This is a genomic window from Roseateles sp. NT4, assembly GCF_051857475.1.
In the GTDB taxonomy this organism is placed as follows: Bacteria; Pseudomonadota; Gammaproteobacteria; order Burkholderiales; family Burkholderiaceae_C; genus Pelomonas.
Genome location: NZ_JBPZGZ010000001.1, coordinates 934779 through 960080, shown reverse-complemented (window position 1 = coordinate 960080; position 25302 = coordinate 934779). Strand labels below are relative to the sequence as shown.

Sequence of the window (25302 nt, the reverse complement as noted above, 5' to 3'; positions counted from 1 at the left end):
GCTCCCGGATCCGGCGTTTGACCACCAGCCTGCTGCTGATTGCCCTCCTCATCGCCGCCAGCGCCTTCTTCTCGATGGCCGAGCTGTCGCTGGCGGCGTCGCGCCGGCTGAACCTGCAGCAACGCGCCGATGGCGGCGATGCCCGCGCGGCCAAGGTGCTGGCCGTGCAGGAGCATCCGGGCGACTACTTCACCGTCGTGCAGATCGGCGTCAACACCGTCGCCATCCTGGCCGGCATCGTGGGGGAGGGCGCTTTCACGCCTCATTTCGAGGCCGCACTGCGCTTGGCCGTCTCGCCCGAGCTGGCCGCGACGTTGGGCTTTGCGGCCTCCTTCATCAGCATCACGGCCCTTTTCATCGTCATGGCCGACCTGGTGCCCAAGCGCCTGTCCATGAACGAGCCGGAACGGGTTGCCATGAGCCTGGTCGGGCCCATGCTGCTGCTGTGCAAGCTGCTCAAGCCCCTGGCCTGGTTCTTCAGCAGCATCACCGAAGGCCTGATCCGGCTGCTTGGCCTGCCAGCCAAGCGCGACGAGACCATCAGCTACCGCGACATCCTGGCCCTGACCGAAGCGGGCTACCAGGCCGGCGTCGTTGCCGACGAGGAGCAGCAGGTCATCGCCAACGTGTTTGAGCTGGACACACGCACCGTCGAGACGGTCATGACGGAGCGCGAGCGCATCGTCTTCTTCTCGCGCGACGACGACGACGTGCTGATCCGCAACCGCATCGCCGACGCGCCGCACTCGACCTATCTCGTCTGCGACGGCGACGTCGACCAGGTGGTCGGTTATGTGGATGCAACCGACCTGTTCCAACGCGTGCTGCGCGACGAGCAGCTGTCGCTGCGCGAGGACGGCGGCGTGCTGGTCAAGAAGGTGCTCATCGTGCCGGACCGGCTGACCTTGTCGGAGATGCTGACGCAGTTCCGCGAGGCTCACGAGGACTTCGCCGTCGTCGTCAACGAGTACAGCCGCGTGGTGGGCGTCATCACGCTGAACGACGTCATGAACACCGTGATGGGCAGCCTGGTCGCGCCCCACGATGAGGAACAGATCGTGCGCCGCGAGGACGGCTCCTTCCTGGCCGACGGCATCACGCCCATCCCCGATATCGAACGGTCGCTGGGCATCGAAGGCTGGCCGCACGCCGGCACCTACGACACCCTGGCCGGCTTCCTGATGGTGATGCTGCGCCGCATCCCGCGGCGCACCGATGTTGTCGAGTGGGAAGGCTGGCGCTTCGAGGTGGTGGACGTGGACAGCTACCGCGTCGACCAGGTCATGATCACCGCGGTAGCGCCTGCTGTCAGAACTTGAAGTTGCCGTCGGCGCGCGACTGGGAACCGCTCGCGCAGCTCGTGAACTCGCGGTTGCCGCTGCTGGTCGACTGGTTGCTCTCCCAGACGGCGGTTGAGCCATTCCACTTCACATATTTGTACTGGATCGCCGTGCCGGCGGGCAGGCTGACCGTGCCCGTCCACGGCACATTGGCGCCCGAACCCTGGATGGTCAGCGCAAAGCCCGAGCCCGGTGCCCAGGCCCCCAGGCCGGTGACGTTGCCGACCACGCGCAGGTTCTGGCCGCTCACGGTGTTGGCATTGGCGATGGTGAACGTCACCGCGCAGGTGCCGCCGCTGCCGCCACTGGTCTTCTGGCCCGTGTAGATGGCCACGGCGGGCGTGGGGCTGCCGCTGTTGGCCGGCACGGTGATGCTGGCGTTGCCGCTGGCATCCACCGTCACCGAATCGGCCGTGCAGCCCGTGCCGGCCGCATTCTTGCTGCCGTTGATGACGTTGCAGTAGGTGCCGGCAGGCAGGCCGGTAGCGAAGCTGCGTGTCCAGGCGCTGGCGCTGTTGTTCAGCGCCACGAAGCCGACATTGCCGCGGCTGAAGGCGACTTGGTTGCCGTTGTTGCCGACGATCCAGTTCTGCTGGGCCTGGCCGATGGCGGCATTGCGGAAGGCCACCATATTGGCCAGTGGCGTCCAGCGGTGGGCGAAGTCCCAGACGACGTTGATCTGCGGCGTGCCACCGCTGTAGGGGCTGGCGCTGGGGCGGTCGGCGTCGGTGCTGGTGAATTTGAAGCCCGAGTAGAGCTGGGCTTCGCCGTAGCCCTGGCCCAGCATGAAGATGTGCGCCAAGGTGTAGCGCTGGCCGCCGGCGTCGGCGCCGCCGTTGTTGTTGATGTTCAGCGAGCCGCCATTGCGCTCGGTGTCCCAGTTGGTGACGAAGATGGTGGCGTTCTGTGGCTGGATGAAGCCCCACGTGCCGCCCCAGTTGCCCCAGGTTCCCATCACGGTCGGGATGCTGGCGAGGTTGAGGCCGTTGTTGTTGCGGAAGATGTCCCGCATGGCCGACGTGAACTGGAACTCGTTCAGCGTACCCACCGGGAAATAGCTCGGCCGGTCCACCTCGCCGTCGTTGATGATTTCCTGCGTGACCCAGATGGGCTCGCCCTTCAGCGTGGTCGGGTAGGCCGCCTTGACCGCGTTCATGATCGTCGTCCAGCTGGCGGCGGGCATGTGCTTGGCCGCGTCGATGCGGAAGCCGTCGACGCCCATGGCCAGCAAGGCCTTCAGGTAGTTGACGATCTGGCCCTGCACATAGCTGCTCTCGGTGGCCAGGTCAGGCAGGCCGCCGAGGCGGCAGTTCTGGACGTTGCTGCGCCCTGACGGCGAGTTGTAGTCGGCGTCGTTGATGTTGCAGTTGGCGTGGAAGTCGCTGGCGCTGAAATAGGGGTAGGCCAGCGTCGCGGCATTCCAGGTCGAGCCGTCGGTGGCCGTGCCGCTGCCGTCGGCCATCTGGTTGACGACGATGTCGGCGTAGACGCGCACACCGGCCGTGTGGCAGGTGTTGATCATGGTCTGCAGCTGGGACGGCGTGCCCATGCGGCTGGTCAGGTTCGCGTAGTTGACGGGCTGGTAGACGCCCCACCAGCCGTTGGCGTTCTTGGACGCGCCTGGCGGCGAGATCTGCACGCCGCCAAAGCCCTTGGGGCCCAGCCATTGGGTGCATTCGGTGGCGATGTCGGGCCATGACCACTCGAACATCTGCACCGAGGTGGAGTTCGGGTTCAGCGCGAGGGCAGGGGCGGTGGCCCCGCCGGCCAGGGCCAGCGTGAGGGCGAGGGCGAGCCGGCGGCTCGGGTGCGGCAGCTTGAACATGTTGTCTCCGGTTTGGATCGACCGCCGCCCTCGTGGCGGGGCGGCTGGGTTCGGCCAATCGACAACAAGCCATGGCCGCCTTCCCCGTTTTGGGAAGTGCGCTGACTCTAGACAGTGCTGCGCCAGTGTTTCGTAGGAAAACTACTTATTTGCCGCGTTTATCCCTAACAAGCAGCCTAGCCAGTTGTTTCGTAATGTAGTTTGCCTACCGAGTGTCAAGGCGCGTGGAATTCAGGCGCGCCGCAAGCGGAACCTGGCTACCACTTCGGCCAAGGTCGCCGCCTGGTGCTTCAGGGCCTCGGAAGCCGCCGCCGACTCCTCGACCAGGGCCGCGTTCTTCTGCGTCATCGAGTCCAGCTGCACGACGGCCGTGTTGACCTCGCCCAGGCTGTGGGTCTGGTTCTGCACGCCGCTGCTGATCTGGCCGATCATCTGCGTGACCCGGCTCACCGCGTGCACGACATCCTGGATGGTTTCCCCCGCCTGGGCCACCTGGCGCGAGCCGGCTTCGACCTGCTCGACCGAGCTGGAGATCAGCGTCTTGATCTCGCGCGCCGCCTGGGCGCTGCGCTGGGCCAGGGTGCGCACTTCCGCGGCGACAACCGCAAAGCCGCGGCCCTGCTCGCCGGCCCGCGCCGCCTCGACGGCGGCATTCAGCGCCAGGATATTGGTCTGGAAGGCAATGCCGTCGATGACGCCGATGATGTCGGCGATCTTGGTCGAAGACTGCTGGATGCCCTGCATGGTGCGGATGACGTCGCCGACCGCCGAGCCGCCCCGCTCGGCCACACCTGAGGCGCCCCCTGCGAGCTGGTTGGCCTCGCCAGCCGCCTGCGCATTGGACTGGGCGCTCTCGGTGATCTGCTGCATGGCTGCCGCCGTCTGCTCCAGGCTGGCCGCCGCCTCCTCGGTGCGCGAGGACAAGTCCAGGCTGCCGGCCGAGACCTCGTCGCTGGCCTGGGCGATGGCGTCGGCACTCAGGCGCACCGTGCTCAGCGATTCGTGCAGGGCGTCGCGCATGCGGGCCAGGCCGCGCAGCAGGTCGCCCAGTTCGTCGCGGGCCTGGCTGTCCACCTCGGTGGTCAGGTCGCCACCCGCAATCTGCTCCGCGGCCGAGCGCGCACGGCTCAGTGGCAGCGTCACCGAACGCGTCATGCGCCAGGCCACGGCGGCGCCGATGGCCATGGCGATTGCCACCATCAGCCAGATGCCCCAGAGCACGGCGCGGTAGCTGTCGCCGGCATCGGCGCTGGCCTGCTTGGCCCCGGCGCCATTGATCTCGACCAGCTTGCGCACGCTGTCCGAGGCCGCGGCGAACTGCTTGCGCGAGTCGCCGCGCAGCAGCTTGAGGCCATCCTCGGCCTTGCCGTCCAGGAAGAGGGCGATGAGGCCGGGCTGGCTGGATCTGTAGGCTGCCAAGGCCTCCTTGAAGATCGCAAACTGGCGTGTTTCGTCGCCGGGGCTGAGGTTCTCGGCATAGCCCTTCAGCAGGGACTCCATGGCCTGCCATTGCTTGGCCAGGCGGTCCTGCTCGTTCTTCATGAAATCGGGAGTGCCGCCGAGGGCAATCTGCAGCTCGGAGCGGCGCATCAGATTCAGCGCCTCGCCCATGCCGGCCAGCTGCTGGGTGCTGACCAGCCAGTTGTCCGCCAGGTCGACGACATTGGCCTGCACCCGCGCCACGCGGCTGCTGGCGAAACCGCCCATGGCCAGCATCAGCGCCAGCAACAGGCCAAAGCCCAGCGCCATGCGCGGGCCGACACGAAGATTCGACAACATCTGGACCTCCCTGCGGCCCGGACATGGACCGGTCCGGCCATGATGGCAGCGGAGCCGGCGGCGCACAACGGTGGGAAGGGCTAGCTGCGCCGTCGGCTGGCCATTTCCTCGCCCATGCGGGCGAGAGAGGGCTCGTCGAGGCCATCGCGCGCGGCAGCGAAGGCCTCCTGGTCTTCCAGCGCCAGATGCGTCTCGTAGAGAGTCAGGAACCGCTTGAGCATCGTGGGGCCGATCACGCCGGGCTCATGGCGCGTCCAGCTCAGCAACGGTTCGCGCAGCTGCGACCAGAGCCCTTCCAATTCGCGATGCTCCGCCTCCAGTCGATCGGCCATCGCCGCCAGGCCAGCGTTGCGCAGCCGCGGCAGCACGTGGCGCTCCTCGTCTTCGTGGTGCTTCGGCCCGGCGAGGTCGAAGTAGCGCAGCACATCGGCCGCGGCTTCGCGCGCTTGGGCGTTCGCACCGTGGCGGTCGACGTGCGCATCCAGGCGCCGCAGCAGATCCAGGCTGCGCCGGATGCGGTCGTGGCAGGCAGCGAGCATCTCGAAGGGCTCGTCGAAACCCACGGCCGGGCCGGAGTGCAGTGTGTCGAGTCGGACGCGGCTCATGCCAATCATTGTCCGGCCGCGACAAAATGCCCCCATGACCGCCAAGCCTGCCTTGCCCGTGGAACGCGCCGCCGAGTTGCGCGCCCAGCTCAACCACCACGCCCACCTCTACTACGTGCTCGACCAGCCGGAGCTGCCGGACGCCGAGTACGACAAGCTTTTTGCAGAACTGCAGGCCCTGGAAACTGCACACCCCGAGCTGCTGACGCCGGACTCGCCGACCCAGCGCGTCATCGGCGCGGTGCTGGCCGGCCTGACGCCGGTGCGCCATGTCGTGCCCATGCTGTCGATCACGACGGAGACCGACACGACCGACGGCGGTGCCATCGCCTTCGACGCCCGCGTGCGCCGCGAGCTGGCGCTGACCGAAGCCGATCCGCCGGTCGAGTACGCCGCCGAGCTGAAGTTCGATGGCCTGGCCATGAGCCTTCGCTACGAAGCCGGTGTGCTGGTGCAGGCCGCCACGCGAGGCGATGGCGAGACCGGCGAGGATGTCACGCAGAACGTGCGCACCATTGGCCAGATCCCGCTGCGGCTCAAGGGCCAGGCCCCCGCAGTGCTGGAGGTGCGCGGCGAGGTCTATATGCGCCGCGATGACTTCGAGAAGCTCAACGAACGCCAGCGCGAGCGTGGCGACAAGACCTTCGTGAACCCCCGCAACACGGCGGCCGGCGCCATCCGCCAGCTCGACCCGGCCCTGGTGCGCCAGCGGCCCCTTTGCTTTTATGCCTATGGCCTGGGCGAGGTGCAGGGCTGGGACATCCCGTCCACCCACGCCGGCATGCTGGATGCGCTGGCCGCCTTCGGCATGCCCGTGAATGGCGACCGCGTCGTGGCCGCAGGGCACGAGGGGCTGGTCCGGTTCCATCAGGCGATGGCCGCCAAGCGCGACGCGCTGCCCTTCGACATCGACGGCGTCGTCTACAAGGTCAACTCGCGTGAGCTGCAGGCCAGGCTGGGCTTCAAGACCCGCGAGCCGCGCTGGGCGGTGGCCCACAAATACCCGGCCCAGGAGCAGGTGACGACGCTGCTGTCCATCGACATCCAGGTCGGCCGCACCGGCAAGCTGACGCCGGTGGCGCGGCTGGACCCGGTCTTTGTCGGCGGAACTACGGTGTCCAACGCGACCCTGCACAACCTGTTCGAGATGCGCCGCAAGGGCGTGCGCGTCGGCGACAAGGTCATCATCCGCCGCGCCGGTGACGTCATTCCCGAAGTCGTCGGCCGCGTGCCGGGCGAGCGTGCCAGCTATGTGCCCAACTTCCACATGCCGCGCGCCTGCCCCATCTGCAAGAGCGAGGCCGCACGTGAGCGGGGCGGCATGGACTACCGCTGTACCGGCGGCGTGTTCTGCCCGGCTCAGCGCAAGCAGGCCATGCTGCATTTCGCCGGCCGCCGCGCCATGGACATCGAAGGCCTGGGCGACAAGCTGGTCGAGCAGCTCGTCGATGCCGGCATCGTGCTGAGCCTGCCGGGCCTCTACAAGCTCGGTGTCGCCAAGCTCGCGGCGCTGGACCGCATGGCCGAGAAGAGCGCCCAGAACATCGTCGACGCGCTGGAGAAGAGCAAGACGCCGACGCTGGCGCGCTTCCTGTTCTCGCTGGGCATCCGCCAGGTCGGTGAGACGACGGCCAAGGACCTGGCCCGTCATTTCGGCACGCTGGACAAACTGATGAATGCCAGCGTCGAGCAATTGCTGGAAGTGCCCGACGTCGGCCCCATCGTCGCGGCCAGCATCCACACCTTTTTTGCCCAGCCGCACAACCGCGAGGTCGTCGAGCAATTGCTGGCGGCGGGTGTGCAGCCGAAGGAGAGCGCAGGCGAGGCGGACGACCGGCCGCGCCCGCTGCTGGGCAAGACGCTGGTGCTGACCGGCAAATTCCCGGTGCTGAGCCGCGACGAGGCCCAGGCCCTGATCGAGGAGGCCGGCGGCAAGGTCAGCGGTTCGGTGTCCAAGAAGACGAACTACGTCATTGCGGGCGAGGACGCCGGCAGCAAGCTGGACAAGGCGCAGGCGCTGGGTGTGACGGTGTTGGACGAGGAGGGGCTGCGCGCCTTGCTGGCGGGCTAGGGTGGGGCGGTTGTGGCGGGTTTTTGCAAGACCCGAAACCCGCCAATCCAGACACTGGGTTCCATCGATTCACCCCCTGGAGCCCATCATGAACACCACCATCCGCCCCTTCCGCATCGAGATCCCGCAAGCCGCCATCGACGACCTGAGGCTGCGCCTGCGCCAGACCCGCTGGCCGCAGACCTCGGCCGCCGACTGGAGCCGCGGCCAGCCCGTCTCCTTCGTCCGCGAACTGGCCCATCAATGGCTGAACGCCTATGACTGGCGCCAGGCCGAGGCCGAGCTGAACCGGCATCCGCAGTTCACGACCGAGATCGACGGCCAGACCATCCACTTCCTCCATGTTCGCTCGCCCGAGCCGCACGCGCTGCCCCTGATCCTGACCCACGGCTGGCCCAGCACGGTGGCCGAGTTCCTGGACATCATCGGCCCCTTGAGCGACCCGCGTGCCCATGGTTTGGACCCGGCTCAGGCCTTCCATCTCGTCATTCCCTCGCTGCCGGGTTTTGCCTTCTCGTCCCCGCTGGCCGGTCCGGGCTGGGATGCCGCCCGCACCGCCGCGGCCTGGGATGTGCTGATGAAGCGCCTCGGCTACAAGCGTTATGGGGCGCAGGGCGGCGACGCCGGCGCGCTGGTGACGCGAGAGCTGGGCATCCAGAACCCACAAGGCCTGGTCGGCGTGCACCTGCAGCAGATCTTCGCCTTCCCGAGCGGCGCGCCCGGCGAGATGGAGAAGCTCTCGCCCTTCGAGATGGAAGGCCTTGGTAATCTGCAGCGCTTCCAGAAGTACAACGGCTATGCCGAGATCCAGTCCAAGCGGCCGGCCACGCTGGGCTTTGGACTGGTCGACTCGCCGGTGGCGCAGCTGGCCTGGAATGCCGAGCTCTTCTTCGGCTTCGAAGGCGAGGCTGCCAGCACGATGGATCGCGAGCGCTTCCTGACCCATGTGTCGTTGTACTGGTTCACGGCCACCGGCGGCCAGGCGGCAGAGTTCTACTACGAGAACGCCCAGACCGGCGCCGGCTACCGCGAACTGCCCAGCACGATGGCGACGGCGGTGGCGTCCTTTCCGAACGACTTCCGTTCCGTGCGCACCTTTGCCGAGCGTTCGCACAGCCATATCGTGCGGTGGACGGAGATGCCTGAAGGTGGCCATTTCGCGGCGGTGGATGCGCCCGAACTGCTGGTGGACGACATCCGCAAGTTCTTCGCACAAGTGGGCTGAGTACCATGGGCGGATGCCTGCCGATATCCGCCGCGAGACGCGCGAGGCCGACTCCCCGTCGGCTGCGCGCTTCATCGCTCGCATCGAGCAGGTCGAATATGCAGCCGCGGCGGTCGAGGTGGCCCGGCCCGACGGTACCTGGGACCTGGTGTTCCGCCAGACCCGCCATGGCCTGATGGTGCTGCAGACCGGCCAGACCGATCGTGTCGTGCAGCTCCCCGGCGAGGCTGGCGATCGCTACTTCAACATCGCCTTCCGGCCCGAGGTGTATATGCCTGGCCGCCCCGGCGCTGCCATGACCAATCTCGGCCATGTTCATCAAATGGCCGGCCAGCGTGGTTGCCTCATCCATGGCGAGAGTCTGGAACTGCCGACCTTCGACAACGCCGAGCGCTTCGTGATGGCGCTGGCGAGCCGCGGCCTGATCGAGATCGATCGCCTCGTCCTGCGTGCGGGGCATAGGGGCTGGCAAGGCGTTGACGATCGGAGCCTGCAGCGCCACAGTGCCTACGTGACCGGGCTCAGTCCCAAGAAAATGCAGCAGATTCTGCGCGCCGATGCCGCCGCCAAGCTGCTTCAGCAAGGGCTGCGGCCGGCGGATGTGGCGGCCAGGCTCGGCTACAGCGACCAAGCTCATCTGACGAATTCCCTGCGCCGCATCTTGGATGCGACGCCCAGCCAGTTGAAGCCGGCCCGTGCCTGAGGGCGAGGGCTGCATCCGGCGCCGGCACGGCCTTCTCTGTTGCGTGGCGGCAGGCTGAGTTGCGCACACCCGGTGTTACCGTGCTGGAGGAAGAGCGGCTGCGCCGGCTGCTCCATGACCCAGCTTGAATCTTGATCGGGAGAGATGGCCCCATGGTGACGATGCCGCGGACGGGCTTGTTGCGCTGGCTGATGGCCTTGCTGCAGGCCTCGGCGCTGGCCGCTGCCGCGCAGGCGCAAGCCCCTGCATCGGCGCCGCCGAGTGCGCCTGCGTGCCGCCAGCTGGTGGCGTCCGGCAATCCGCAGTACCCGCCCTATCTGTGGCGCGCCGACGAAAGCGGAGACCGGCTGGTCGGTGCCAACGCCGACATGCTCGCCTGGCTGTCCAGGGAGCTGGGGCTGCCCATCGAAGCGCGTTACGTCGGCCCCTGGGGGCGTGTGCAGGAGGAAATGCGCGCCGGCCGTATCGACCTGATCGCCGGCGCCTTCTTCACGCTGGCGCGCACCGAGTACATGGACTATTTCCACCCCGCCTTCCACGAGACGCGGTCAGTCGTCTTCGTGCGCAGCGGCAGCCGGCTCGACTACCGGCGCTGGAGCGACCTCGCGCCGCTGCAGGGCGGCACCGTCATCGGCAACAGCTTCGGTGAGGAGTTCGATCGCTATTCGCGCGAGAAGCTGAAGGTCTCCCAAGTGGCGAGCGTGGAAAAGGCGCTGCTGATGCTGCAGAAGTCGCGCATCGACTACCTGATCTACGAAGATAGCCCGGCGCTCGCCTACCTGGCGCGCTTGAACATCGAGGGTATCCGCCCGTTGAAGCCCGCCGTGGCGAGCGAACCGCTGTACCTGACCTTGTCGCACCGCTCCGCCTGCAACACCCCGGAAATGCGTGGCCGCCTGGCGCGGGCCATGTACACGCTGTCGCGCCAGAGCCTGATGAGCGGCTGGATCGACAAGAACATCGAGCTCTGGAAACGCGCGAGCCCGCCGCCCTGAAATCAGCCGCTGCGGCCGTAGCCCGCCGGCAACCCAGGCAGTCCCGACCGAGCCCATTCCGGGGCCGTCTCGAACAGATGGTCGATGAAGGCCCTTGTCTTGGCCGGCATCAGGCGGCGGCTGGCCGTCAGCAGGTGCACGGGCAGGGGCTCGTAGCTCCACTCCGGCAGCACATGGACGAGAGTGCCAGCCTCGAGGTCGGCCGCCACCATGCCGAAGGGAAAACTGCCGATGCCGCCGCCGGCCCGTGTCAGTGCCAGCACCAAGCCGATAGAGTTGGCCTCCAGCGGCCCTTTCAGGTCGATGTCCACGGTCTGTGAGCCGTTCTGCAGGCGGCGCTTGTTGGCCTCCTTGGCCTGGGTCATGACGACGAAGTCATGGGCCGCCAGGTCGGCCGGCGTCTGCGGCGCGGGCCGCGCCTGCAGATAGACGGGGCTGGCGTAGAGGCCGCGTTCCAGCAGCATGAAGCGGCGTGCGACGAGGTCGGGCTCGTCCACCGGCCCGACACGCACGGCGACGTCATAGGGCTCGTTGAACAGGTCGACGCGGCGCGGCGTCGTGTCGATCTCCAGTTCCACCCTGGGGTAGCGGCGCACGAAGCGTGAGAGGCTTTCGGACAGCACCAACATCGCGAATTCAGCCGGCACGGCCACACGCAGCCGCCCCTGCGGCGTGGCCTCGCGCGAGGACAGCCAATCGCGGGTCTCGGCGATGTCGTCGTGGTGGCGGGCAGCGCGCTCGGCCAGTTGCTCGCCCAGTTCGGTCAGCGTCAGCCGGCTGGCCCCGGGCACGAAAAGTCGAGCGCCCACCGAGGTCTCCAACGCCGTGAGGCGCCGGCTCAGCGTGGCCTTGGGCAGGTCCAGTTGCCGGGAGGCTTCCGACAGCGATCCGGCCTTGTGAACCTGGGCGAGAAGCAGGAGGTCGTCGATCTTCATGGGCTGGTTTATCTCGTTTTATTTCGTTTCGTTTCCGGAACGGTGAGTTCGAGTTTTGTGGCTATTCACCATAAATGGAACTCTCTACAGTCGCGGCCATCATGTCAACCGCCCGTCTTCTGCAACCCCAAAGGCACCGCATCGGCGCCGGCTTCCAGGCCGAGGGCTGGCGCGAGCCGCTGGCGCTGCTCGACCCTTTCATCATGGTCGACCATTTCCGCATGAGCGAGGCGACCTTTGCGCCTCACCCCCATGCCGGCTTCTCGGCGGTGACTTACCTCTTTGACGACTCGGCCACCGGCATGGTCAGCCGCGATTCCCTGGGCGGCGAGCATGAAATCCTGCCCGGCGGCCTGCACTGGACCCTGGCCGGCCGTGGCGTCATGCATGACGAATTCCCCATCGACGCCGGCCGCGAGGCCCATGGCCTGCAGATCTTCGTCAACCTGCCGGCCGAGCAGAAACTGCGCGCGCCCGCCGTGATGCGCCTGGCCGCCGAACAGATGCCGCGCCGCGTCGGCGAAGGCTGGAAAGCCGTGCAGGTCTTCGGTGCCGATACCGGCCTGCCCTTGCCCTGGTCGACGTCCCTGGTCCTCGTCGACATTGACGCCGGCGCCACTTTCGACATCACGCTGCCCGAGGGCGAGCAGGGCTTTGCCCTCGTCATCCAGGGCAGCGGCCGCACCGAAGAACTGCCCCTGTCCACCGGACGCGCCCTGAGCCTGCCTGTCGGCGGCGGCGCCCGCGTCGTGGCCGACGAGGCCCTGCGCCTGGCCTGCTTCTGCGGCCGGCCTCTCCTCGAACCCCTGGTGCGCCACGGCCCCTTCGTCATGAGCGACGAAGGTCAGGTCGTCGCGGCCCTGCAGCGATTCCAGTCGGGCGGCATGGGCCGCTTAAGTCCCAGAGCCGTCCCCAGAACAACCCCGAGCAATCACAACAAGGAAAGCCTGTCATGAACGCACCGCAAGAGACCAACGCCGCTGCCCCCAAGCCCACCAAGAGCGGCCCGCCCGTGCCCCTGCTCATCGTCGGCGCCATCCTGTTGATCGGCGGCATCGGCCTGGGTGGCCGCATGTGGTGGCGCAGCCAGCATCTGGTCGAGACGGACAACGCCTTTGTTGCCGGCCGCCTGCACCCGGTCGCGACGCGCGTGGCCGGCGTGGTCACCGAGATGCACATGCAGGACAACGCGGTGGTGAAGGCGGGCGACGTGCTGCTGCGCCTGGACCCCGCGGACGCGGCCGTGCAGATCGAGCGGCTGAAGGCCCAGATCGCCCAGTCCGACGCCGCCATCGCGACCAGCGGTGCACAGGTGGCCCAGGCCAAGGCTCAGGCCGCGGCGACGGGCTCGCAGGTCGCCCAGGCCGAAGCCGTGCTGGCGCGTACCGAGCTGGATGCCAAGCGCAGCCAGGCCCTGTTCGGCGCGGAACTGCGCGCCACCTCCAAGCAGGAACTGGACGCCGCCCTGGCGGCGCGTGACGTGGCCCGAGCCGACCTGGCGGCCCGCAAGGCCAGCGCCTCCGCGGCCAAGGAAGCCATCGCCGCGGCTGAGAGTGCCCGCCAATCCGCTGCAGCCCAGAAGAGTGCGACCCAGGCCCAGCTGAAGGACGCCCAGAACCAGCTCGGCTATGTCGAGCTGAAGGCCGCCAGCGACGGCCGCATCGGCAAGCGCACGGTCGAAGTGGGCCAGCGTGTGCAGGCCGGCCAGCAGCTCGCCGCCATCGTCGAGCCCGAGACCTGGATCGTCGCCAACTTCAAGGAAACCCAGCTCGCCCGGATGAAGCCCGGCCAGAAGGTGCATGTCAAGGTCGATGCCTTCCCGGGCAAGGAACTGGAAGCCCATGTCGAAAGCTTCGCCCCCGCCTCGGGCGCCAGCTTTGCGCTGCTGCCGCCGGACAACGCCACCGGCAACTTCACCAAGATCGTCCAGCGCGTGCCCGTCAAGGTCGTGTTCGAACCCGAGAGCCTGAAGGCCCTGGGCGAGCAGGCCAACCGCATCGTGCCGGGCCTGTCCGTGCAGGTGGAAGTCGAGATCGCCGAGTAAGCCTGCCATGGGCAACGAAAACTACCTCCCACCGCCGCCCGACCAGAAGGTCAGCGGCCGCACCTGGCTGGCCGTGCTGGCCAGCCTGCTGGGTGCCTTCATGGCGGTGCTGGACATCGCCATCACCAACTCCTCGCTGCGGGACATCCTCGGCGCGCTGTCGGCCACACAGGAAGAGGGCTCCTGGATCTCCAGCGCCTACCTCGTCGCCGAGATCGTCGTCATCCCGCTGGCCGGCTTCCTGTCGGTGGTGTTCTCCACGCGGCGCTACCTGGTCATCAACGTCGCGCTGTTCCTGATCTTCAGCACGCTGTGCGGCATGGCCTGGAGCCTGGAGTCCATGATCGCCTTCCGGGCGGCCCAGGGCTTCACGGGCGGCGTCATGATCCCGATGGCGATGACCCTGGTCACGCGCAAGCTGCCGCTGAACAAGCGGCCCATCGGCCTGGCCCTGTTCGGCATGACGGCAACGCTCGCGCCGACGCTCGGCCCCACGGTCGGCGGCTACCTGACCGAAATCTACGGCTGGCCCAGCATCTTCTACATCAACTGGGCACCGGGCATCCTGCTGATGCTGGGCGTCACCATCGGCCTGGACAAGGAGCCGATGAACCTCAAGCTGCTGCGCGACGTGGACTGGTGGGGCATCGCCTTCATGGCCATCGGCCTGGGTTCGCTGACCGCGATGCTGGAAGAGGGCAATGCCAAGGACTGGTTCCAGAGCCGCTTCATCATCATCGCTGCCGTGCTGGCCATCGGTGGCATCTACGGCTGGGCCTGGCGTGGCCTGACGCGCAAGAACACCTTCATCGACCTGCACATCCTGGGCCGCCCGAGCTTCCTGATCGCCGGCGTCATCGCCTTCACGACGGGCATGGGCCTCTATGGCTCGGCCTTCATCCTGCCGCTCTACCTGGGCCAGATCGCGAACTACACGCCGATGCAGATCGGCCTCGTGATCATGTGGATGGGCCTGCCTCAGCTCTTCATCATGCCCTTCGCGGCCAAGCTGTCCACCAAGCTGGACAACCGCGTCATGATGAGCCTCGGCCTGGTGCTGTTCGCGGTGTCCTGCTTCATGAACACCCACATGAGCGCCGACACGGCCGGCCCCGAGCTGATCGCCGCGCAGATCGTCCGGGCGCTGGGCCAGCCGCTGATCATGATCACGCTGACCAACTTCGCGGTGAACGGCATCCCGCCCAACCTGCTGCCGAGCGCCTCGGGCATGTTCAACATGATGCGCAATCTCGGCGGCTCGGTCGGCATCGCCACCCTGGCCACGCTGCTGACCAACCGCGAGCATCTGCACAGCGCCCGCGTCGGTGAGGCCGTCAGCCTCTACGACCCGGCCACGCAAGCGCGGCTGGACACGTTGACGCAGAACTTCGCGAGCAAGGGCATGGACCTCGCCACCGCCCAGGACATGGCCATGAAGGCCCTGGACAACGTCGTGCGCCGCGACAGCTTCGTCATGGCCTACAACGACGCCTTCCTCATCCTCGGCATCGCCCTCATCAGCTGCGTGCTCATCGTCTGGATGAGCAAGAAGGTCCTCGGTGGCGCCGGCGCCGCCGAAGCGGCCCACTAAATTCGAAAGAGAGATCACCATGATCCAGCTCAAGACCGTCCTCACCCTCGTCGCCACGGCCGCATTGGCCGCCTGCACGACGCTGGGCCCCAACTACCAGGCCCCCGCTGCCAATGCGCCCGCTGCCTATCGCGCCGCCGCCCCGGTGGCCGGTGCCGAGCTGCAACGCGACTGGTGGCTGATGTTCGGCGACGCCCAGCTCAATGCGCTGGAAGCGCAGGCCCTGCAGGCCAGCCCGACGCTGGCTGCCGCGGCCGCGCGCGTCGAGCGAGCGCGCGCCGTGTATGCCGGCGTCAGGGCCGATGAACTGCCGCGCGTGGATGTCGGCGGCAGCGTCACCACCCTGCGCACCTCCGCCAAGTCGGTCACGACGCCGGTGCTCGGCGGCCAGGCCATCACCTTCGACGGCACGCAGACCGGCATCCAGGCATCGCTGGGCTGGGAGATCGATCTCTGGGGCCGCGTCAAGCGCCAGGCGGAGGCCTCGCAGGCCCAGCTCGATGCCACGACGCTGGACGCCGCCGCCGCCCGCGTCGCGCTGACGGCCGACGTCGCCGCCGCCTACTGGCAGTGGCGTGCCCTGGCCGACGAGGCCACGGCCCTGCAACGCCTGCGCGACAGCCGCGCCAATGCCTTCAAGGTCGCCCAGACCCGCTTTGACGCGGGTTCCTCGACGACCCAGGATCTCGAACGCGTGCGTGCCGAGCTGGCCTCGGCCGACGCCGACGTCGCCGACCTGCCGCGCCGCCAGGCCCTGGTGATCAACCAGATCGCCGCGCTGACGGGGCAGGGCAGCGCCGACCTCCAGCTGCAGGCCACGACCTCGCTGCCCGTGCCCCCGCAGATCCGCGCCGGCCTGCCGTCGGAACTGCTGCAGCGCCGCCCCGACCTGGCCCAGAGCCTGGCCCAGTTGCACGCGGCGACGGCCCAGGTGGGCATCGCCGAGGCCGCCTTCTACCCCTCCATCCGCCTGACCGGCAGCTTCGGCTACCAGAGCAAGGACCTGAGCGATCTGGTGTCCGCCCCGGCCCGCCTCTACAACTTCGGCCCCAGCATCTCGCTGCCCATCTTCGAAGGCGGCAAGAACAAGGCCAACCTGGCGGCGAGCAAGGCCTCGGTCGACGAGTTGCTGGCCGCCTTCCGCGGCCGCATGCTGCAGGCCCTGCGCGAAGTCGACGACGCCCTGGCCGAGCTGCAGGGCCGCACGGCGACCATGGACGCCCAGAACCGCACGCTGGCCTCCAGCAGCCAGGCCCTGACCGTGGCCAAGAGCCGCTATGACAAGGGCGCCGTCAGCTATCTGGACGTGACCGAGGCCGAGCGCACGCCGCTGGCCACCGAGCGCGCCCTGGCCCAGCTGCGCGGCGCACAGTGGGCGGCGACGGCCCAGCTGGTCAAGGCGCTGGGCGGTGGCTGGGCGCCGTCGCTTTGAGGGGAATGGTTGGGGACCAGGGGTGTCGACGAAATTGACAGGCCGCACGCGGCGGGGGCCTGGGCCGCTCGCAAGCCGTTGATTTGCGAGTCATTTCACAGCTTGGCATCCGCGTTGCTTGCCTCGGAACTGCGGCGAACCGCCGATCAGACTCTGGAGGTCTTCAATGCGTCCAATCCGATTCGTGCTCGCGGTAGCGAGCCTGTTCGCGGCGTCGCTGGGCACCGCCCGCGCCGACATCGTGACCCAATGGAACTACAGCATTTCCAGTTCGTGGACGGCGGCAACCGGTGCTGCCGGCGTCGGTACCAGCACCTTGCAATGGGGCACCAGTACCGGTTCCGGCCAGAGCAGCTTGGAGCTTTTCTCGCCCACCGGCTCGAGCAACCCGATCACCACCTACATCGGTGGCGGCGCCGCGCCCACGGCTTACTGGGCCGACGGTGGCTCGGTGACGCACAACAACAAGCCCATCACCGGCAGCACCCTGACCGCGGCGACCCTCACGGCCACGCTGTCGCTGCAAGCCATCACACCGAGCTACCCCGGTCCGGGGGCCATGAGCCCGCTCGACATCAACATCGCCTTTGCCGAGACGCCCAATTCAGGCACCTGTGCGGTTTCGACCAGCCCCACGCCTTGCAACGACATCTTCGTCTTGCTCAGCGGCCTGCCCAATCAAAACTTCGTCTTCGAGGGCGAGACCTATTTCCTGAATCTCTTCCCCAGCAGCGCGGGCTCCTTCTCGGTGCTGGAGGCCTCGGCCTGCCTGGCCGCCGGCCAGGCGGCGGGCTGCATCGGCTTCACCACGGTGGAGGGCCAGGCGACGAACGTGCCCTTCTCGTTCACGATTTCGACGCAAGCCTTGAAGCTGCCCGAGCCAGGCGCGCTGAGCCTGGTGGGTCTCGCCGTCCTCGGGGCCGCCGCGGCGGGCCGTCGCCGTCGCGGTTAGGGGCGAGTAGCAAACCGGGCTCGCGCGGAGCTCCAGGCAGCCACCGAGCAGGGCGAGGCGGGCCAGGTCGGTGGCGGAAGCGCTTTTAAAGGCGCTCAGCGCGGGGCGACTCCCGGCGTGCGAGCCGCGCAGACCGGCTCGCGCCCTTCCTCCCAGGCCTTGATGAAACGGCGCTGATCGGCATAGGCGCCGAAAGGCACCCGGCCACCCCAGCGGGCTTCGCGCGACTTCACCACGTCCTGCTGGCCCTGCGCCAGGCCGGCCAGCATGCTGAGCACCAGGGCCTGCTCCTTGACGCCGACGGGAATGGGCTCGACCGCACCGTCCAGGATCGCGCTGGCCGTCTTTTCCACGGTGGGCCAGTCCTTGCGCGTGGTGGCCTCAAACAGGCGGAGCAGCATTTCAACGTTGGGCGGCAGATCTGGCCGCGCCTTGCGCCACTCGGCCGGATCCCAGAGCGCCTGTTGATCGACGGCCGGCACATGGGCCAGCATCTGGCCCGCCAGATTGGCGGCATAGATCAGCATCGCGTCGCCGTCCATCGGCGTGCCGGGCTGCCGATACAGGCGCAGCCCATCGACCAGCTGCGACAGGCCGGCGCCGTGCGGCTGTCCCGGGCCGCGGCCGCTGAAACGCTCCGCGGCCCAGACGGCTTCCTGTCGGGCCTTCAGCAAGGGGTGCTCGGGGCTCGGCTGGATGTTCTCCGCCGCAGGCCAGGTGCGCTGGCAGTCCAGCACCTGCAACACCGGCAGGCCGCCGCTGGCCAGTCGCATCATCAGATCGGCGTGGCTGCCGCGAAAGCGTTGCTGGGGGCCGAACAGCGAAACCGTCGGGAAGAAGTCGGAGTGCGGCTTGGCATTCTGCAGGCGCACATAGGTTCGCAGCATGGCTGCGCTGCCCAGGCGGCGCGCGCTCAGATCGACCGGCGCTGCGAGTCCGACGCGCCGCAGTTCCGCCGCCAGGGCGGACTGTGCCCAAGGTGCGCCGCTCGGTGGCTGCAACTTGCCGAGGGGCGCCACGATGATGAGGTCGGCCGGGTTGGCCGTGTAGAGCTCGCTGTCCGGGAATTCCTTCAGCAGGGCGGCAATCATCTCCGCCAGCAGGGCGTCGGAGATTTCGTAGCCGTGGATCCACTGCACCAGCATGCCGCCGGGTTTCAGGCTGCGTTTGACGCCCTGATAGAACTCCTGCGTGAACAGGCTGGCCACGCCGCTGACCCAGGGGTTGGAAGGTTCGGATGCGACGATGTCGTAGCGGCGCTGGCCACGCGCAAAGAACTCGCGGGCGTCTTCGAAATGGACCTGCGAACGCGGGTCGATATAGGCACGGCCATTGCGCTCGGCAAAGGTCCAGGCGCCTTCCCACATCGCCTTTTCGATCTCGATGCTGTCCACGCGCTTGGGCAGGGGCGATCCGAGCAGGGTGTGGGTGCTGAGGCCAGAACCCCAGCCGATGACGGCGATATCCTTGGGATCGGGGTGCACGGCGAGCGGCAGGGCGCCAAGTATCAGCATCGTGATTTCGTCGCTCGTGGGCGGGCTTGCCAGCGACCTCAGGCCGGCGTCGGGCTTGCCGTTGGTGGAGATCACCGTGGCAGCGGCCTGTTTCACGACCGAAATGCTGGCGGTCGCGCCGTCGCGGTAGAACAGCAGTTCGCGGCCGCTCATGTCGGTCTTGCCGAAGCGGAACACGCCCGCCGATTGCAGCAGCCGGTCGGGCAGCCCCCACTGCAGCATGCCAAGCAGCACCAGGAAGCCGGCACCGGCGGCGGCCACCACCGAGGGCGCCCAACGCGCGGGGCTCAGCGCCCGCAGCAGGGCCAGGCCGATGACCAGGTCCACAGCGCCGGCCAGCAGCAGGGTCATGGCGACGCCCAGGGTCGGCATCAGCAGGTGCGCCGCGATGACCACGCCGAGAATGGCGCCCAGCGTGTTGGCGGCATACACCTGACCGACGGCACGCTCGCCGGCGCCTTTGCGCAGCAGGGCCGCCGTGAACAGCGGCAGCGTCATGCCGGCCAGGAAGGCCGTCGGCGCCATGATGAGGATGGCAATGCCCGCCGTTGCGACGTTGTAGAGCACGTAGCCGGCATCGGTGCGGGCCAGCGCGTTGAGAACCACTGGCACCCAGTAGTAGGCGTTGCCGAGCAGGGCCACCGACAGCATGGCGCACAGGCCCATGGCGACCTGCACGAAGCCGGCATAGCGGACCTGGTCGGCGATGCGGTCGCCAAAGCGCCGTACCCACAGTCCGCCCAGAGCCAAGCCGGCGATGAAGGACGCCAGCATCAGCTCGAAGCTGTGCAGGCTGGTGCCCAGCGCCTGGTTGAGCATGCGCACCCAGCCCAGTTCATAGGCGAACGACGCCGCGCTGGAGATCAGCGTCGCGGCGAGCAGGGCGGGCAACAACCGTCCGGGCCGCTCGCTGGCCTGGGCAGGCGCAGCGGACGCTGAGCTGCCTGCAGCGCCTTCGCGCAGCGCCATGCTGAGGCCGCCACTGAAGACCGCCACCACCAGGTTCAACCAGCCGGCGACCTTCAGGGCCCCCGGCATGCCCAGCATGGGCAACAGCGCGAAGGTCGCAATCAGGGCCCCCAGCGCTGCACCCAGGCTGTTGGTGAAGTACAGGCCGCCGAGGGTGCGGCTCTGCTGGCTGGCGTCCAGGCGCAGCACGCCTGCAGCAATCAGCGGGAAGGTCGAACCGAGCAGCACGGTCTGCGGCGCGATCAGGGCCGCCGAACTCAGCCATTGCCACGCCGTGGCTGCGCCAGCGCTGGACAGACCCGGCAGCACCGAGGCCTGGCTGAAGCCGCTGTAGGCCAAGAAAACCGCGTGGAAGATCAGGCCCATGAGGCCGATGACCGCTTCCGCGCCGGCATAGACGGCAATCGGGCGGCGCAGCGACTGGGTCATGCGGCTGATGACCCAGGCTCCCAGCGCCATGCCGCCCATGAACATCGCCAGCACCAGGGCCTGGGCGTAGGCCGCATGGCCCAGGATCAGGCCCAGGTAGTGCGACCAGATGGATTGATAGATCAGCGCCGCGCAACCGGACAGGACAAACAGGGCTTGCAGGACCCAGCGGCTGGTGTTGGCACGATTCATCGGTTCAGGCTCAGAAGGGCGGCCGCCATGCGGCTCGCGGCGCCGCGATGGGCGGTTGAAAAGGAAGTGGCCGCCTGACTCATGGCCCGGCGTGCCGCGGTGTCGGCGCAAAGCGCCAGGCCACGGCCGATGGCCTGACTCAGGTTCCCGCAGCGTTCGGCGGCACCGGCCGCGATGGCCAGTTCGGCCGCCTCTGCGAAATTGAAAGTGTGCGGCCCGGCCAGTACCGGGCAGCCACAGGCGGCGGCCTCGATGAGGTTCTGGCCACCTAAAGGCTCGAAACTGCCACCGAGCAGGGCGATGCTGGCCAAGCCGTAGTACAGCGGCATCTCGCGCATGGAGTCGCCGAGCCAGACATCGGCGTCCAGCGCGGCTGTCGGCGGCTCGTCCACCCAGTTGCTGCGGCGCGCCAGCGTCAATCCGGCCGCTTCGACCAGGGCGGCAATATCGTCGAAGCGCTGCGGATGACGGGGCACGATGGCCAGCAGCGGGCGAGGGGAGGGTCGCCTCACCCAATCGTCCAGCAATGCCTTTTCCTCGCCTTCGCGGCTGACGGCCAGCATCAGCACGGGCCGGCCGAGCCGGGCGGCCCAGGCCTGGCCTTGCGCGATCAGGATCGGGTCCATGGCGATGTCGTACTTCAGGTTGCCGGCGACCTCGACGCGGGCCGTGCCCATGGCACGGATGCGCGCAGCGTCGGCCTCGGTCTGGGCCAGGGCCAGCGTCAGGCGCTGCGCCGCCGGCCGCATCAGGGCCGACAGCCGCTGGCCCTGGCGCAGGCTTTTTTCGGACAGCCGCGCATTGGCCAGCACCATGGGCAAGCGCGCACGCTCGGCCTCGCGCTGCAGCGTCGGCCAGATCTCGGTTTCCATCAGCACGCCCATGCGGGGCTGCCAGTGGCGCAGGAAGCGGCGCACGGCGCCGGGCGTGTCATAGGGCAGCCAGGCGATGGCATCACCCTCGCGCACCAAGGCCTGGGCGGCTTCGCGGCCGGTCGCGGTGGACTGGGTCAGCAGGATGCGCTGGCCCGGCTCACGCTCGCGCAAGGCGGCAATCAGGGCGCTGGCCGCCCGGGTCTCGCCCAGGGAGACGGCATGGATCCACAACCGACCCCGCTCGGCCGGCGGGCCGCCATAAAGGCCGAGCCGCTCCGCCAGCGACTGCCGGTAGAGCGGCTCCTTGGCGCCGCGCCGCCACAGGCGCAGCAGATAGAAAGGGGTCAGCAGCCGCAACAGGGCGGCATAGACCCACAGCGCCATCAATGACCCGCGGCGAAGGTCGCGTCGGGCTTCACACGCTTGAGCTGCTCCAGCACGTCATGCTGGATGCGCTCCAGCGCTTCCTGCGTGTGGCCTTCGAAGCGCAGCACGAGGACGGGCGTCGTATTGGACGGGCGGATCAGGCCGAAGCCGTCCGCGTACTCGAAGCGCATGCCGTCGATGGTGATGATCTCCTGCACCCCCGGCAGGTCGCCCGGCGTCACCAGTTCCTTGAGCTTCTTGACGACCTCGTGGTGCTCGCCTTCGGCGCAGGGCACGTTGATCTCGGGCGTGTTGAAGCTGTTGGGCAGGGCCTTCAGCGTCGCGCTCGGATCGGCATCGCGGCTCAGGATCTCCAGCATGCGGCCGGCCGTGTACATGGCATCGTCAAAGCCATACCAGCGCTCGGCGAAGAAGATGTGCCCCGACAGTTCGCCGGCCAGCGGCGCGCCGGTTTCCTTCAACTTGGCCTTGGCCAGGGAGTGGCCGGTCATCCACATCAGCGGCTTGCCGCCATGCTGCTTGATCCATGGCGCCAGGCGCTGCGTGCACTTGACGTCGAAGATGATCTCGGCGCCCTTGTTGCGCTTCAGGATGTCGGCGGCCAGCAGCATGATCTGGCGGTCCGGCATGATCATCTCGCCGTCCTTGGTGACGATACCGAGGCGGTCACCGTCACCGTCGAAGGCCAAGCCCAGTTCGGCATCGGTGGCGTGGACGATCTTCTTCAGGTCCTCGAGGTTCTCGGGACGCGAGGGATCCGGGTGGTGGTTGGGGAAGTCGCCGTCCACCTTGGAGAAGATGTCGATGACCTCGCAGCCCAGGGCGCGCAGGATGGCCGGGGCCGAGGCGCCCGGGATGCCGTTGCCGCTGTCGACGACGACCTTCATCGGCCGGGCCAGCTTGCAGTCCTTGACGATGCGGGCCGAGTACTCGGCGCCGACGTCCATCTTGCCCACCCGGCCCAATTTCTGGCCCTTGCCGCTGGCGTAGTCCTCGGCTTCGATGCGCTGGCGCAGGCCCTGGATCTGCTCGCCGTAGACGGCGGCGCCCTTGAGCACCATCTTGAAGCCGTTGTAGTCCTTGGGGTTGTGGCTGCCCGTGACCATGATGCCGGAGTTGCAGCCGTGCTTGATGCGCGTGGCGGCAACGTAATAGAGCATGGGCGTCGTCACGGCGCCGATGTCGACGACGTCCAGGCCGGTGCTTGCCAAGCCGCGGATCAGGGCAGCGACCAGGCCGGGGCCGGACAGGCGGCCGTCACGGCCGACGGCGACGGCTTTTTCGCCCAGGGCCTTGGCTTCGGTGCCGAAGGCGCGGCCCAGATGCTCGGCGAGTGCCTCGTCCAAGGTCTTGCCGACGACGCCGCGGATGTCATAGGCCTTGAAGATGGTTGCGTTGACCTGCATGGGATGCCCTCGAAAACTGCGTTTGAAATCGCGGCGGATTGTAGGCAGGCGCCAAGGCTGTCGATCCGTCGCGTCGGCTGTCGACCCGTCGCTCTTCCAGGGGGCAGGGCCTGGGGCCTTTCTACACTCGCGGCCATGACATTCACCCAGGAATTCGCCCAGGCCCTGCGCCACCAGCGCCAGCTGATGAAGCACCGGCCCGACCGCTGGCGTTTCAGGCTGCTGATCTATGCGCTCTGGCTGCTGGGCTTCGGCACGATGTTCGCCGTCGTGGCCGGCGTGCAGCGCGGCAACCTGGGCTCCGCGGCCTGGTGGCAGCAGCAGGTGCCGGGCAACATGATCGTCAGCACCTGCGTCATGGTGAGCTTCTTCGCCGTGTTCCGCTCCTTCGAGCGCCTGGCGCCGCAGTGGCTGCTGGACACCATCACGGGCTGGCGCGACTGGCGCTCGGCCCTGTTCTTCTCCGTCACGTCGGTCTGCTGCGCCCTCATCGGCGTCGTCATCGGCCTCGGCTTCATCGACCAGATCTGGTCGGGCCAGAACCTGCGGCAGCTGATGGGCACCCTGGGCTTCTGGCGCCAGTTTCTGGCCGTGTCGGTGGTGATTTCGGTCTTCGTGGGCTGGCGCTACCGGGCGCGTTGGAAGCAGGAGATGCTGCAGGCCCGCGTCACCGAGGCCCAGCTCAAATTGCTGCAGGGCCAGATCGAGCCCCATTTCCTGTTCAACACCCTGGCCAATGTGCAAAGCCTCATCGACTTCGACCCCGAGCGGGCCAAGCTGATGCTGGAGCGTTTCACCGACTATCTGCGCGCCAGCCTCGGCCAGTTGCGCGGCGACACGACGACGCTGGCCCAGGAGTTCGCCATGCTGGAGGCCTATCTCGGCCTGATGCAGTTGCGCATGGGTGAGCGGTTGAAGGTGGAGCTGTCGCTGCCGGCCGACCTGCGCGGCGTCGAGTTGCCGCCGCTGCTGGCCCAACCCCTGGTCGAGAACGCCATCCACCATGGCCTGGAGCCCAAGATCGCCGGCGGCACGGTGGCCGTCAGCGCCAAGCGCGTCGACGGCCGGCTGTGGATCGAGGTCGCCGACGACGGCCAGGGCTTGGACGGCCCCAAGCGCCGCGGCGGTGGCAATGGCGTCGCCGTGGCCAACATCCGCGAACGTCTGACGGCCCGCTTCGGCGTCGCCGCCACGCTGGAACTGCTGCCCCGCGAAGGTGGCGGTACCCTCGCGCGCATCCAGTTACCCCTGACTGCCTCGAATCCATGACGACCGCCCTGATCGCCGACGACGAACCCCATCTGGCCCAGTATCTGAAGACCCAGCTGGCCCAGGCCTGGCCCGAATTGCAGATCGTCAAGGTCGCCGCCAACGGCGTCGAAGCGGCCGAAGCCATCGCCGAGCTGGAGCCCGATGTGGCCTTCCTGGACATCCAGATGCCCGGCCTGACCGGCCTGGAAGTGGCCCAGGGCATCGAGGGCGCGACCCGCGTCGTCTTCGTGACGGCCTATGACCAGTACGCCATCGAGGCCTTCGAGGCCCGGGCCGTCGACTATCTGCTCAAGCCGCTGAAGGCCGAGCGCCTGGCGGCCTGCGTCGCCCGGCTGCGCCAGGAGGCGCCGGCACCGAGCGGCGACGATGCGCTGGCCGAGACCCTCAAGCGCCTGCTGCCGGCCGCCGCCGCCGCCGCCGCGCCGGCCCGGTTGCGCTATGTGCGCGCCGCCCAGGGCGAACTGATGCACCAGATCCCCATCGACGAGGTGCTGTTCTTTCACGCCGACGACAAATACACCGTCGTGCAGACGGCGACGCAGGAGCATCTGATCCGCACGCCCATCTTCGAGCTCAGCGGCCAGCTCGACCCCGACCGCTTCTGGCAGGTCCACCGCTCGACCATCATCAACCTCGACCATCTCGCCGGCACACGCCGCGACGAGCAGAGCCGCCTCTTCGTGCGCATCCGCGGCCAGGCGCGCGAGCTGCCAGTCAGCCGCGCCTACGTCCACCTGTTCAAGGCGATGTAGGCCGGCCTT

The 25302-nt window shown here is 68.1% G+C and carries 19 protein-coding genes; 12 read left to right on the top strand and 7 right to left on the bottom strand.

Going from position 1 to position 25302, the window contains the following annotated elements:
- Window positions 1-17: 17 nt before the first annotated feature.
- Complete coding sequence (locus ACS5PN_RS04535) at window positions 18-1319, top strand: hemolysin family protein (RefSeq protein ID WP_439462747.1); 1302 nt, start codon at window positions 18-20, stop codon at window positions 1317-1319.
- Here the strand turns inward: ACS5PN_RS04535 and ACS5PN_RS04530 are convergent.
- From ACS5PN_RS04530 to ACS5PN_RS04520, 3 genes are all read right to left on the bottom strand, one after another.
- Window positions 1309-3165: a carbohydrate-binding module family 20 domain-containing protein gene (locus ACS5PN_RS04530; RefSeq protein ID WP_439462746.1), complete on the bottom strand. Its 1857-nt coding sequence runs from the start codon at window positions 3163-3165 to the stop codon at window positions 1309-1311. The two genes, ACS5PN_RS04535 and ACS5PN_RS04530, sit on opposite strands and share 11 nt — an antisense overlap.
- 231 nt (window positions 3166-3396) lie before the next feature.
- Window positions 3397-4944 (bottom strand): methyl-accepting chemotaxis protein, encoded by a 1548-nt coding sequence (locus ACS5PN_RS04525; protein WP_439462745.1) that lies wholly within the window; start codon window positions 4942-4944, stop codon window positions 3397-3399.
- Window positions 4945-5024: 80 nt separating this feature from the next.
- The gene (locus ACS5PN_RS04520) at window positions 5025-5549 is read right to left on the bottom strand and encodes a hemerythrin domain-containing protein (RefSeq protein ID WP_439462744.1); all 525 of its coding nucleotides are present in this window, start codon (window positions 5547-5549) and stop codon (window positions 5025-5027) included.
- Window positions 5550-5583: 34 nt separating this feature from the next.
- Here ACS5PN_RS04520 and ligA point away from each other — a divergent pair, with 34 nt between their 5' ends.
- From ligA to ACS5PN_RS04500, 4 genes are all read left to right on the top strand, one after another.
- Window positions 5584-7620, top strand: a complete 2037-nt coding sequence (gene ligA / locus ACS5PN_RS04515; RefSeq protein WP_439462743.1) for an NAD-dependent DNA ligase LigA — start codon at window positions 5584-5586, stop codon at window positions 7618-7620.
- Window positions 7621-7708: 88 nt separating this feature from the next.
- Window positions 7709-8845, top strand: a complete 1137-nt coding sequence (locus ACS5PN_RS04510) for an epoxide hydrolase family protein (protein ID WP_439462742.1) — start codon at window positions 7709-7711, stop codon at window positions 8843-8845.
- 13 nt (window positions 8846-8858) lie between these two features.
- Complete coding sequence (locus ACS5PN_RS04505) at window positions 8859-9548, top strand: helix-turn-helix domain-containing protein (protein WP_439462741.1); 690 nt, start codon at window positions 8859-8861, stop codon at window positions 9546-9548.
- A gap of 152 nt (window positions 9549-9700) precedes the next feature.
- Entirely contained in the window at window positions 9701-10543 is an 843-nt protein-coding gene (locus tag ACS5PN_RS04500) for a substrate-binding periplasmic protein (RefSeq protein ID WP_439462740.1), read from the top strand.
- A 2-nt stretch (window positions 10544-10545) separates the two neighbouring features.
- On the opposite strand, the gene ACS5PN_RS04495 is transcribed toward ACS5PN_RS04500, so the two are convergent.
- Window positions 10546-11478 (bottom strand): LysR substrate-binding domain-containing protein, encoded by a 933-nt coding sequence (locus ACS5PN_RS04495; RefSeq protein ID WP_439462739.1) that lies wholly within the window; start codon window positions 11476-11478, stop codon window positions 10546-10548.
- A gap of 101 nt (window positions 11479-11579) precedes the next feature.
- Here ACS5PN_RS04495 and ACS5PN_RS04490 point away from each other — a divergent pair, with 101 nt between their 5' ends.
- From ACS5PN_RS04490 to ACS5PN_RS04470, 5 genes are all read left to right on the top strand, one after another.
- Window positions 11580-12434 carry a pirin family protein gene (locus tag ACS5PN_RS04490; protein ID WP_439462738.1) on the top strand — a complete coding sequence of 285 codons (855 nt, stop codon included), beginning with the start codon at window positions 11580-11582 and terminating at the stop codon, window positions 12432-12434.
- Window positions 12431-13522 carry an HlyD family secretion protein gene (locus ACS5PN_RS04485; protein WP_439462737.1) on the top strand — a complete coding sequence of 364 codons (1092 nt, stop codon included), beginning with the start codon at window positions 12431-12433 and terminating at the stop codon, window positions 13520-13522. The genes ACS5PN_RS04490 and ACS5PN_RS04485 overlap by 4 nt, the downstream gene beginning before the upstream one ends.
- 7 nt (window positions 13523-13529) lie before the next feature.
- Window positions 13530-15113, top strand: a complete 1584-nt coding sequence (locus ACS5PN_RS04480) for a DHA2 family efflux MFS transporter permease subunit (RefSeq protein WP_439462736.1) — start codon at window positions 13530-13532, stop codon at window positions 15111-15113.
- 19 nt (window positions 15114-15132) lie between these two features.
- On the top strand, window positions 15133-16545 hold the full coding sequence (locus tag ACS5PN_RS04475; protein ID WP_439462735.1) for an efflux transporter outer membrane subunit: 1413 nt from the start codon (window positions 15133-15135) through the stop codon (window positions 16543-16545).
- A 166-nt stretch (window positions 16546-16711) separates the two neighbouring features.
- A complete protein-coding gene (locus tag ACS5PN_RS04470; RefSeq protein ID WP_439462734.1) occupies window positions 16712-17497 on the top strand; it encodes a THxN family PEP-CTERM protein in 786 nt (261 codons plus the stop codon).
- Window positions 17498-17592: 95 nt separating this feature from the next.
- Here ACS5PN_RS04470 and ACS5PN_RS04465 read toward each other — a convergent pair whose 3' ends face one another.
- The 3 genes from ACS5PN_RS04465 to ACS5PN_RS04455 are packed head-to-tail and all read right to left on the bottom strand — an operon-like array spanning window position 17593 to window position 23269.
- Window positions 17593-20601: a fused MFS/spermidine synthase gene (locus ACS5PN_RS04465; RefSeq protein WP_439462733.1), complete on the bottom strand. Its 3009-nt coding sequence runs from the start codon at window positions 20599-20601 to the stop codon at window positions 17593-17595.
- Window positions 20598-21860, bottom strand: a complete 1263-nt coding sequence (locus ACS5PN_RS04460) for a 3-deoxy-D-manno-octulosonic acid transferase (protein WP_439462732.1) — start codon at window positions 21858-21860, stop codon at window positions 20598-20600. Before ACS5PN_RS04460 ends, ACS5PN_RS04465 begins: the two co-directional genes overlap by 4 nt.
- Window positions 21860-23269 (bottom strand): phosphomannomutase/phosphoglucomutase, encoded by a 1410-nt coding sequence (locus tag ACS5PN_RS04455; protein WP_439462731.1) that lies wholly within the window; start codon window positions 23267-23269, stop codon window positions 21860-21862. The genes ACS5PN_RS04460 and ACS5PN_RS04455 overlap by 1 nt, the downstream gene beginning before the upstream one ends.
- 135 nt (window positions 23270-23404) lie before the next feature.
- Here ACS5PN_RS04455 and ACS5PN_RS04450 point away from each other — a divergent pair, with 135 nt between their 5' ends.
- Together ACS5PN_RS04450 and ACS5PN_RS04445 are read left to right on the top strand one after the other, a co-directional pair.
- Window positions 23405-24538 carry a sensor histidine kinase gene (locus ACS5PN_RS04450; protein WP_439462730.1) on the top strand — a complete coding sequence of 378 codons (1134 nt, stop codon included), beginning with the start codon at window positions 23405-23407 and terminating at the stop codon, window positions 24536-24538.
- Window positions 24535-25293 (top strand): LytR/AlgR family response regulator transcription factor, encoded by a 759-nt coding sequence (locus ACS5PN_RS04445; protein ID WP_439462729.1) that lies wholly within the window; start codon window positions 24535-24537, stop codon window positions 25291-25293. The genes ACS5PN_RS04450 and ACS5PN_RS04445 overlap by 4 nt, the downstream gene beginning before the upstream one ends.
- Window positions 25294-25302: the final 9 nt, after the last annotated feature.

What these genes read in the sequence shown, in the direction of transcription:
- ACS5PN_RS04525 (WP_439462745.1), bottom strand. Translation starts at nt 4,944, where the DNA reads ATGTTGTCGAATCTTCGTGTCGGCCCGCGCATGGCGCTGGGCTTTGGC.
- ACS5PN_RS04490 (WP_439462738.1), top strand. Translation starts at nt 11,580, where the DNA reads ATGTCAACCGCCCGTCTTCTGCAACCCCAAAGGCACCGCATCGGCGCC.
- ACS5PN_RS04470 (WP_439462734.1), top strand. Translation starts at nt 16,712, where the DNA reads ATGCGTCCAATCCGATTCGTGCTCGCGGTAGCGAGCCTGTTCGCGGCG.
- ACS5PN_RS04445 (WP_439462729.1), top strand. Translation starts at nt 24,535, where the DNA reads ATGACGACCGCCCTGATCGCCGACGACGAACCCCATCTGGCCCAGTAT.
- ACS5PN_RS04455 (WP_439462731.1), bottom strand. Translation starts at nt 23,269, where the DNA reads ATGCAGGTCAACGCAACCATCTTCAAGGCCTATGACATCCGCGGCGTC.
- ACS5PN_RS04465 (WP_439462733.1), bottom strand. Translation starts at nt 20,601, where the DNA reads ATGAATCGTGCCAACACCAGCCGCTGGGTCCTGCAAGCCCTGTTTGTC.
- ACS5PN_RS04480 (WP_439462736.1), top strand. Translation starts at nt 13,530, where the DNA reads ATGGGCAACGAAAACTACCTCCCACCGCCGCCCGACCAGAAGGTCAGC.
- ligA (WP_439462743.1), top strand. Translation starts at nt 5,584, where the DNA reads ATGACCGCCAAGCCTGCCTTGCCCGTGGAACGCGCCGCCGAGTTGCGC.
- ACS5PN_RS04505 (WP_439462741.1), top strand. Translation starts at nt 8,859, where the DNA reads ATGCCTGCCGATATCCGCCGCGAGACGCGCGAGGCCGACTCCCCGTCG.
- ACS5PN_RS04460 (WP_439462732.1), bottom strand. Translation starts at nt 21,860, where the DNA reads ATGGCGCTGTGGGTCTATGCCGCCCTGTTGCGGCTGCTGACCCCTTTC.
- ACS5PN_RS04495 (WP_439462739.1), bottom strand. Translation starts at nt 11,478, where the DNA reads ATGAAGATCGACGACCTCCTGCTTCTCGCCCAGGTTCACAAGGCCGGA.
- ACS5PN_RS04530 (WP_439462746.1), bottom strand. Translation starts at nt 3,165, where the DNA reads ATGTTCAAGCTGCCGCACCCGAGCCGCCGGCTCGCCCTCGCCCTCACG.
- ACS5PN_RS04500 (WP_439462740.1), top strand. Translation starts at nt 9,701, where the DNA reads ATGGTGACGATGCCGCGGACGGGCTTGTTGCGCTGGCTGATGGCCTTG.
- ACS5PN_RS04475 (WP_439462735.1), top strand. Translation starts at nt 15,133, where the DNA reads ATGATCCAGCTCAAGACCGTCCTCACCCTCGTCGCCACGGCCGCATTG.
- ACS5PN_RS04520 (WP_439462744.1), bottom strand. Translation starts at nt 5,549, where the DNA reads ATGAGCCGCGTCCGACTCGACACACTGCACTCCGGCCCGGCCGTGGGT.
- ACS5PN_RS04510 (WP_439462742.1), top strand. Translation starts at nt 7,709, where the DNA reads ATGAACACCACCATCCGCCCCTTCCGCATCGAGATCCCGCAAGCCGCC.
- ACS5PN_RS04485 (WP_439462737.1), top strand. Translation starts at nt 12,431, where the DNA reads ATGAACGCACCGCAAGAGACCAACGCCGCTGCCCCCAAGCCCACCAAG.
- ACS5PN_RS04450 (WP_439462730.1), top strand. Translation starts at nt 23,405, where the DNA reads ATGACATTCACCCAGGAATTCGCCCAGGCCCTGCGCCACCAGCGCCAG.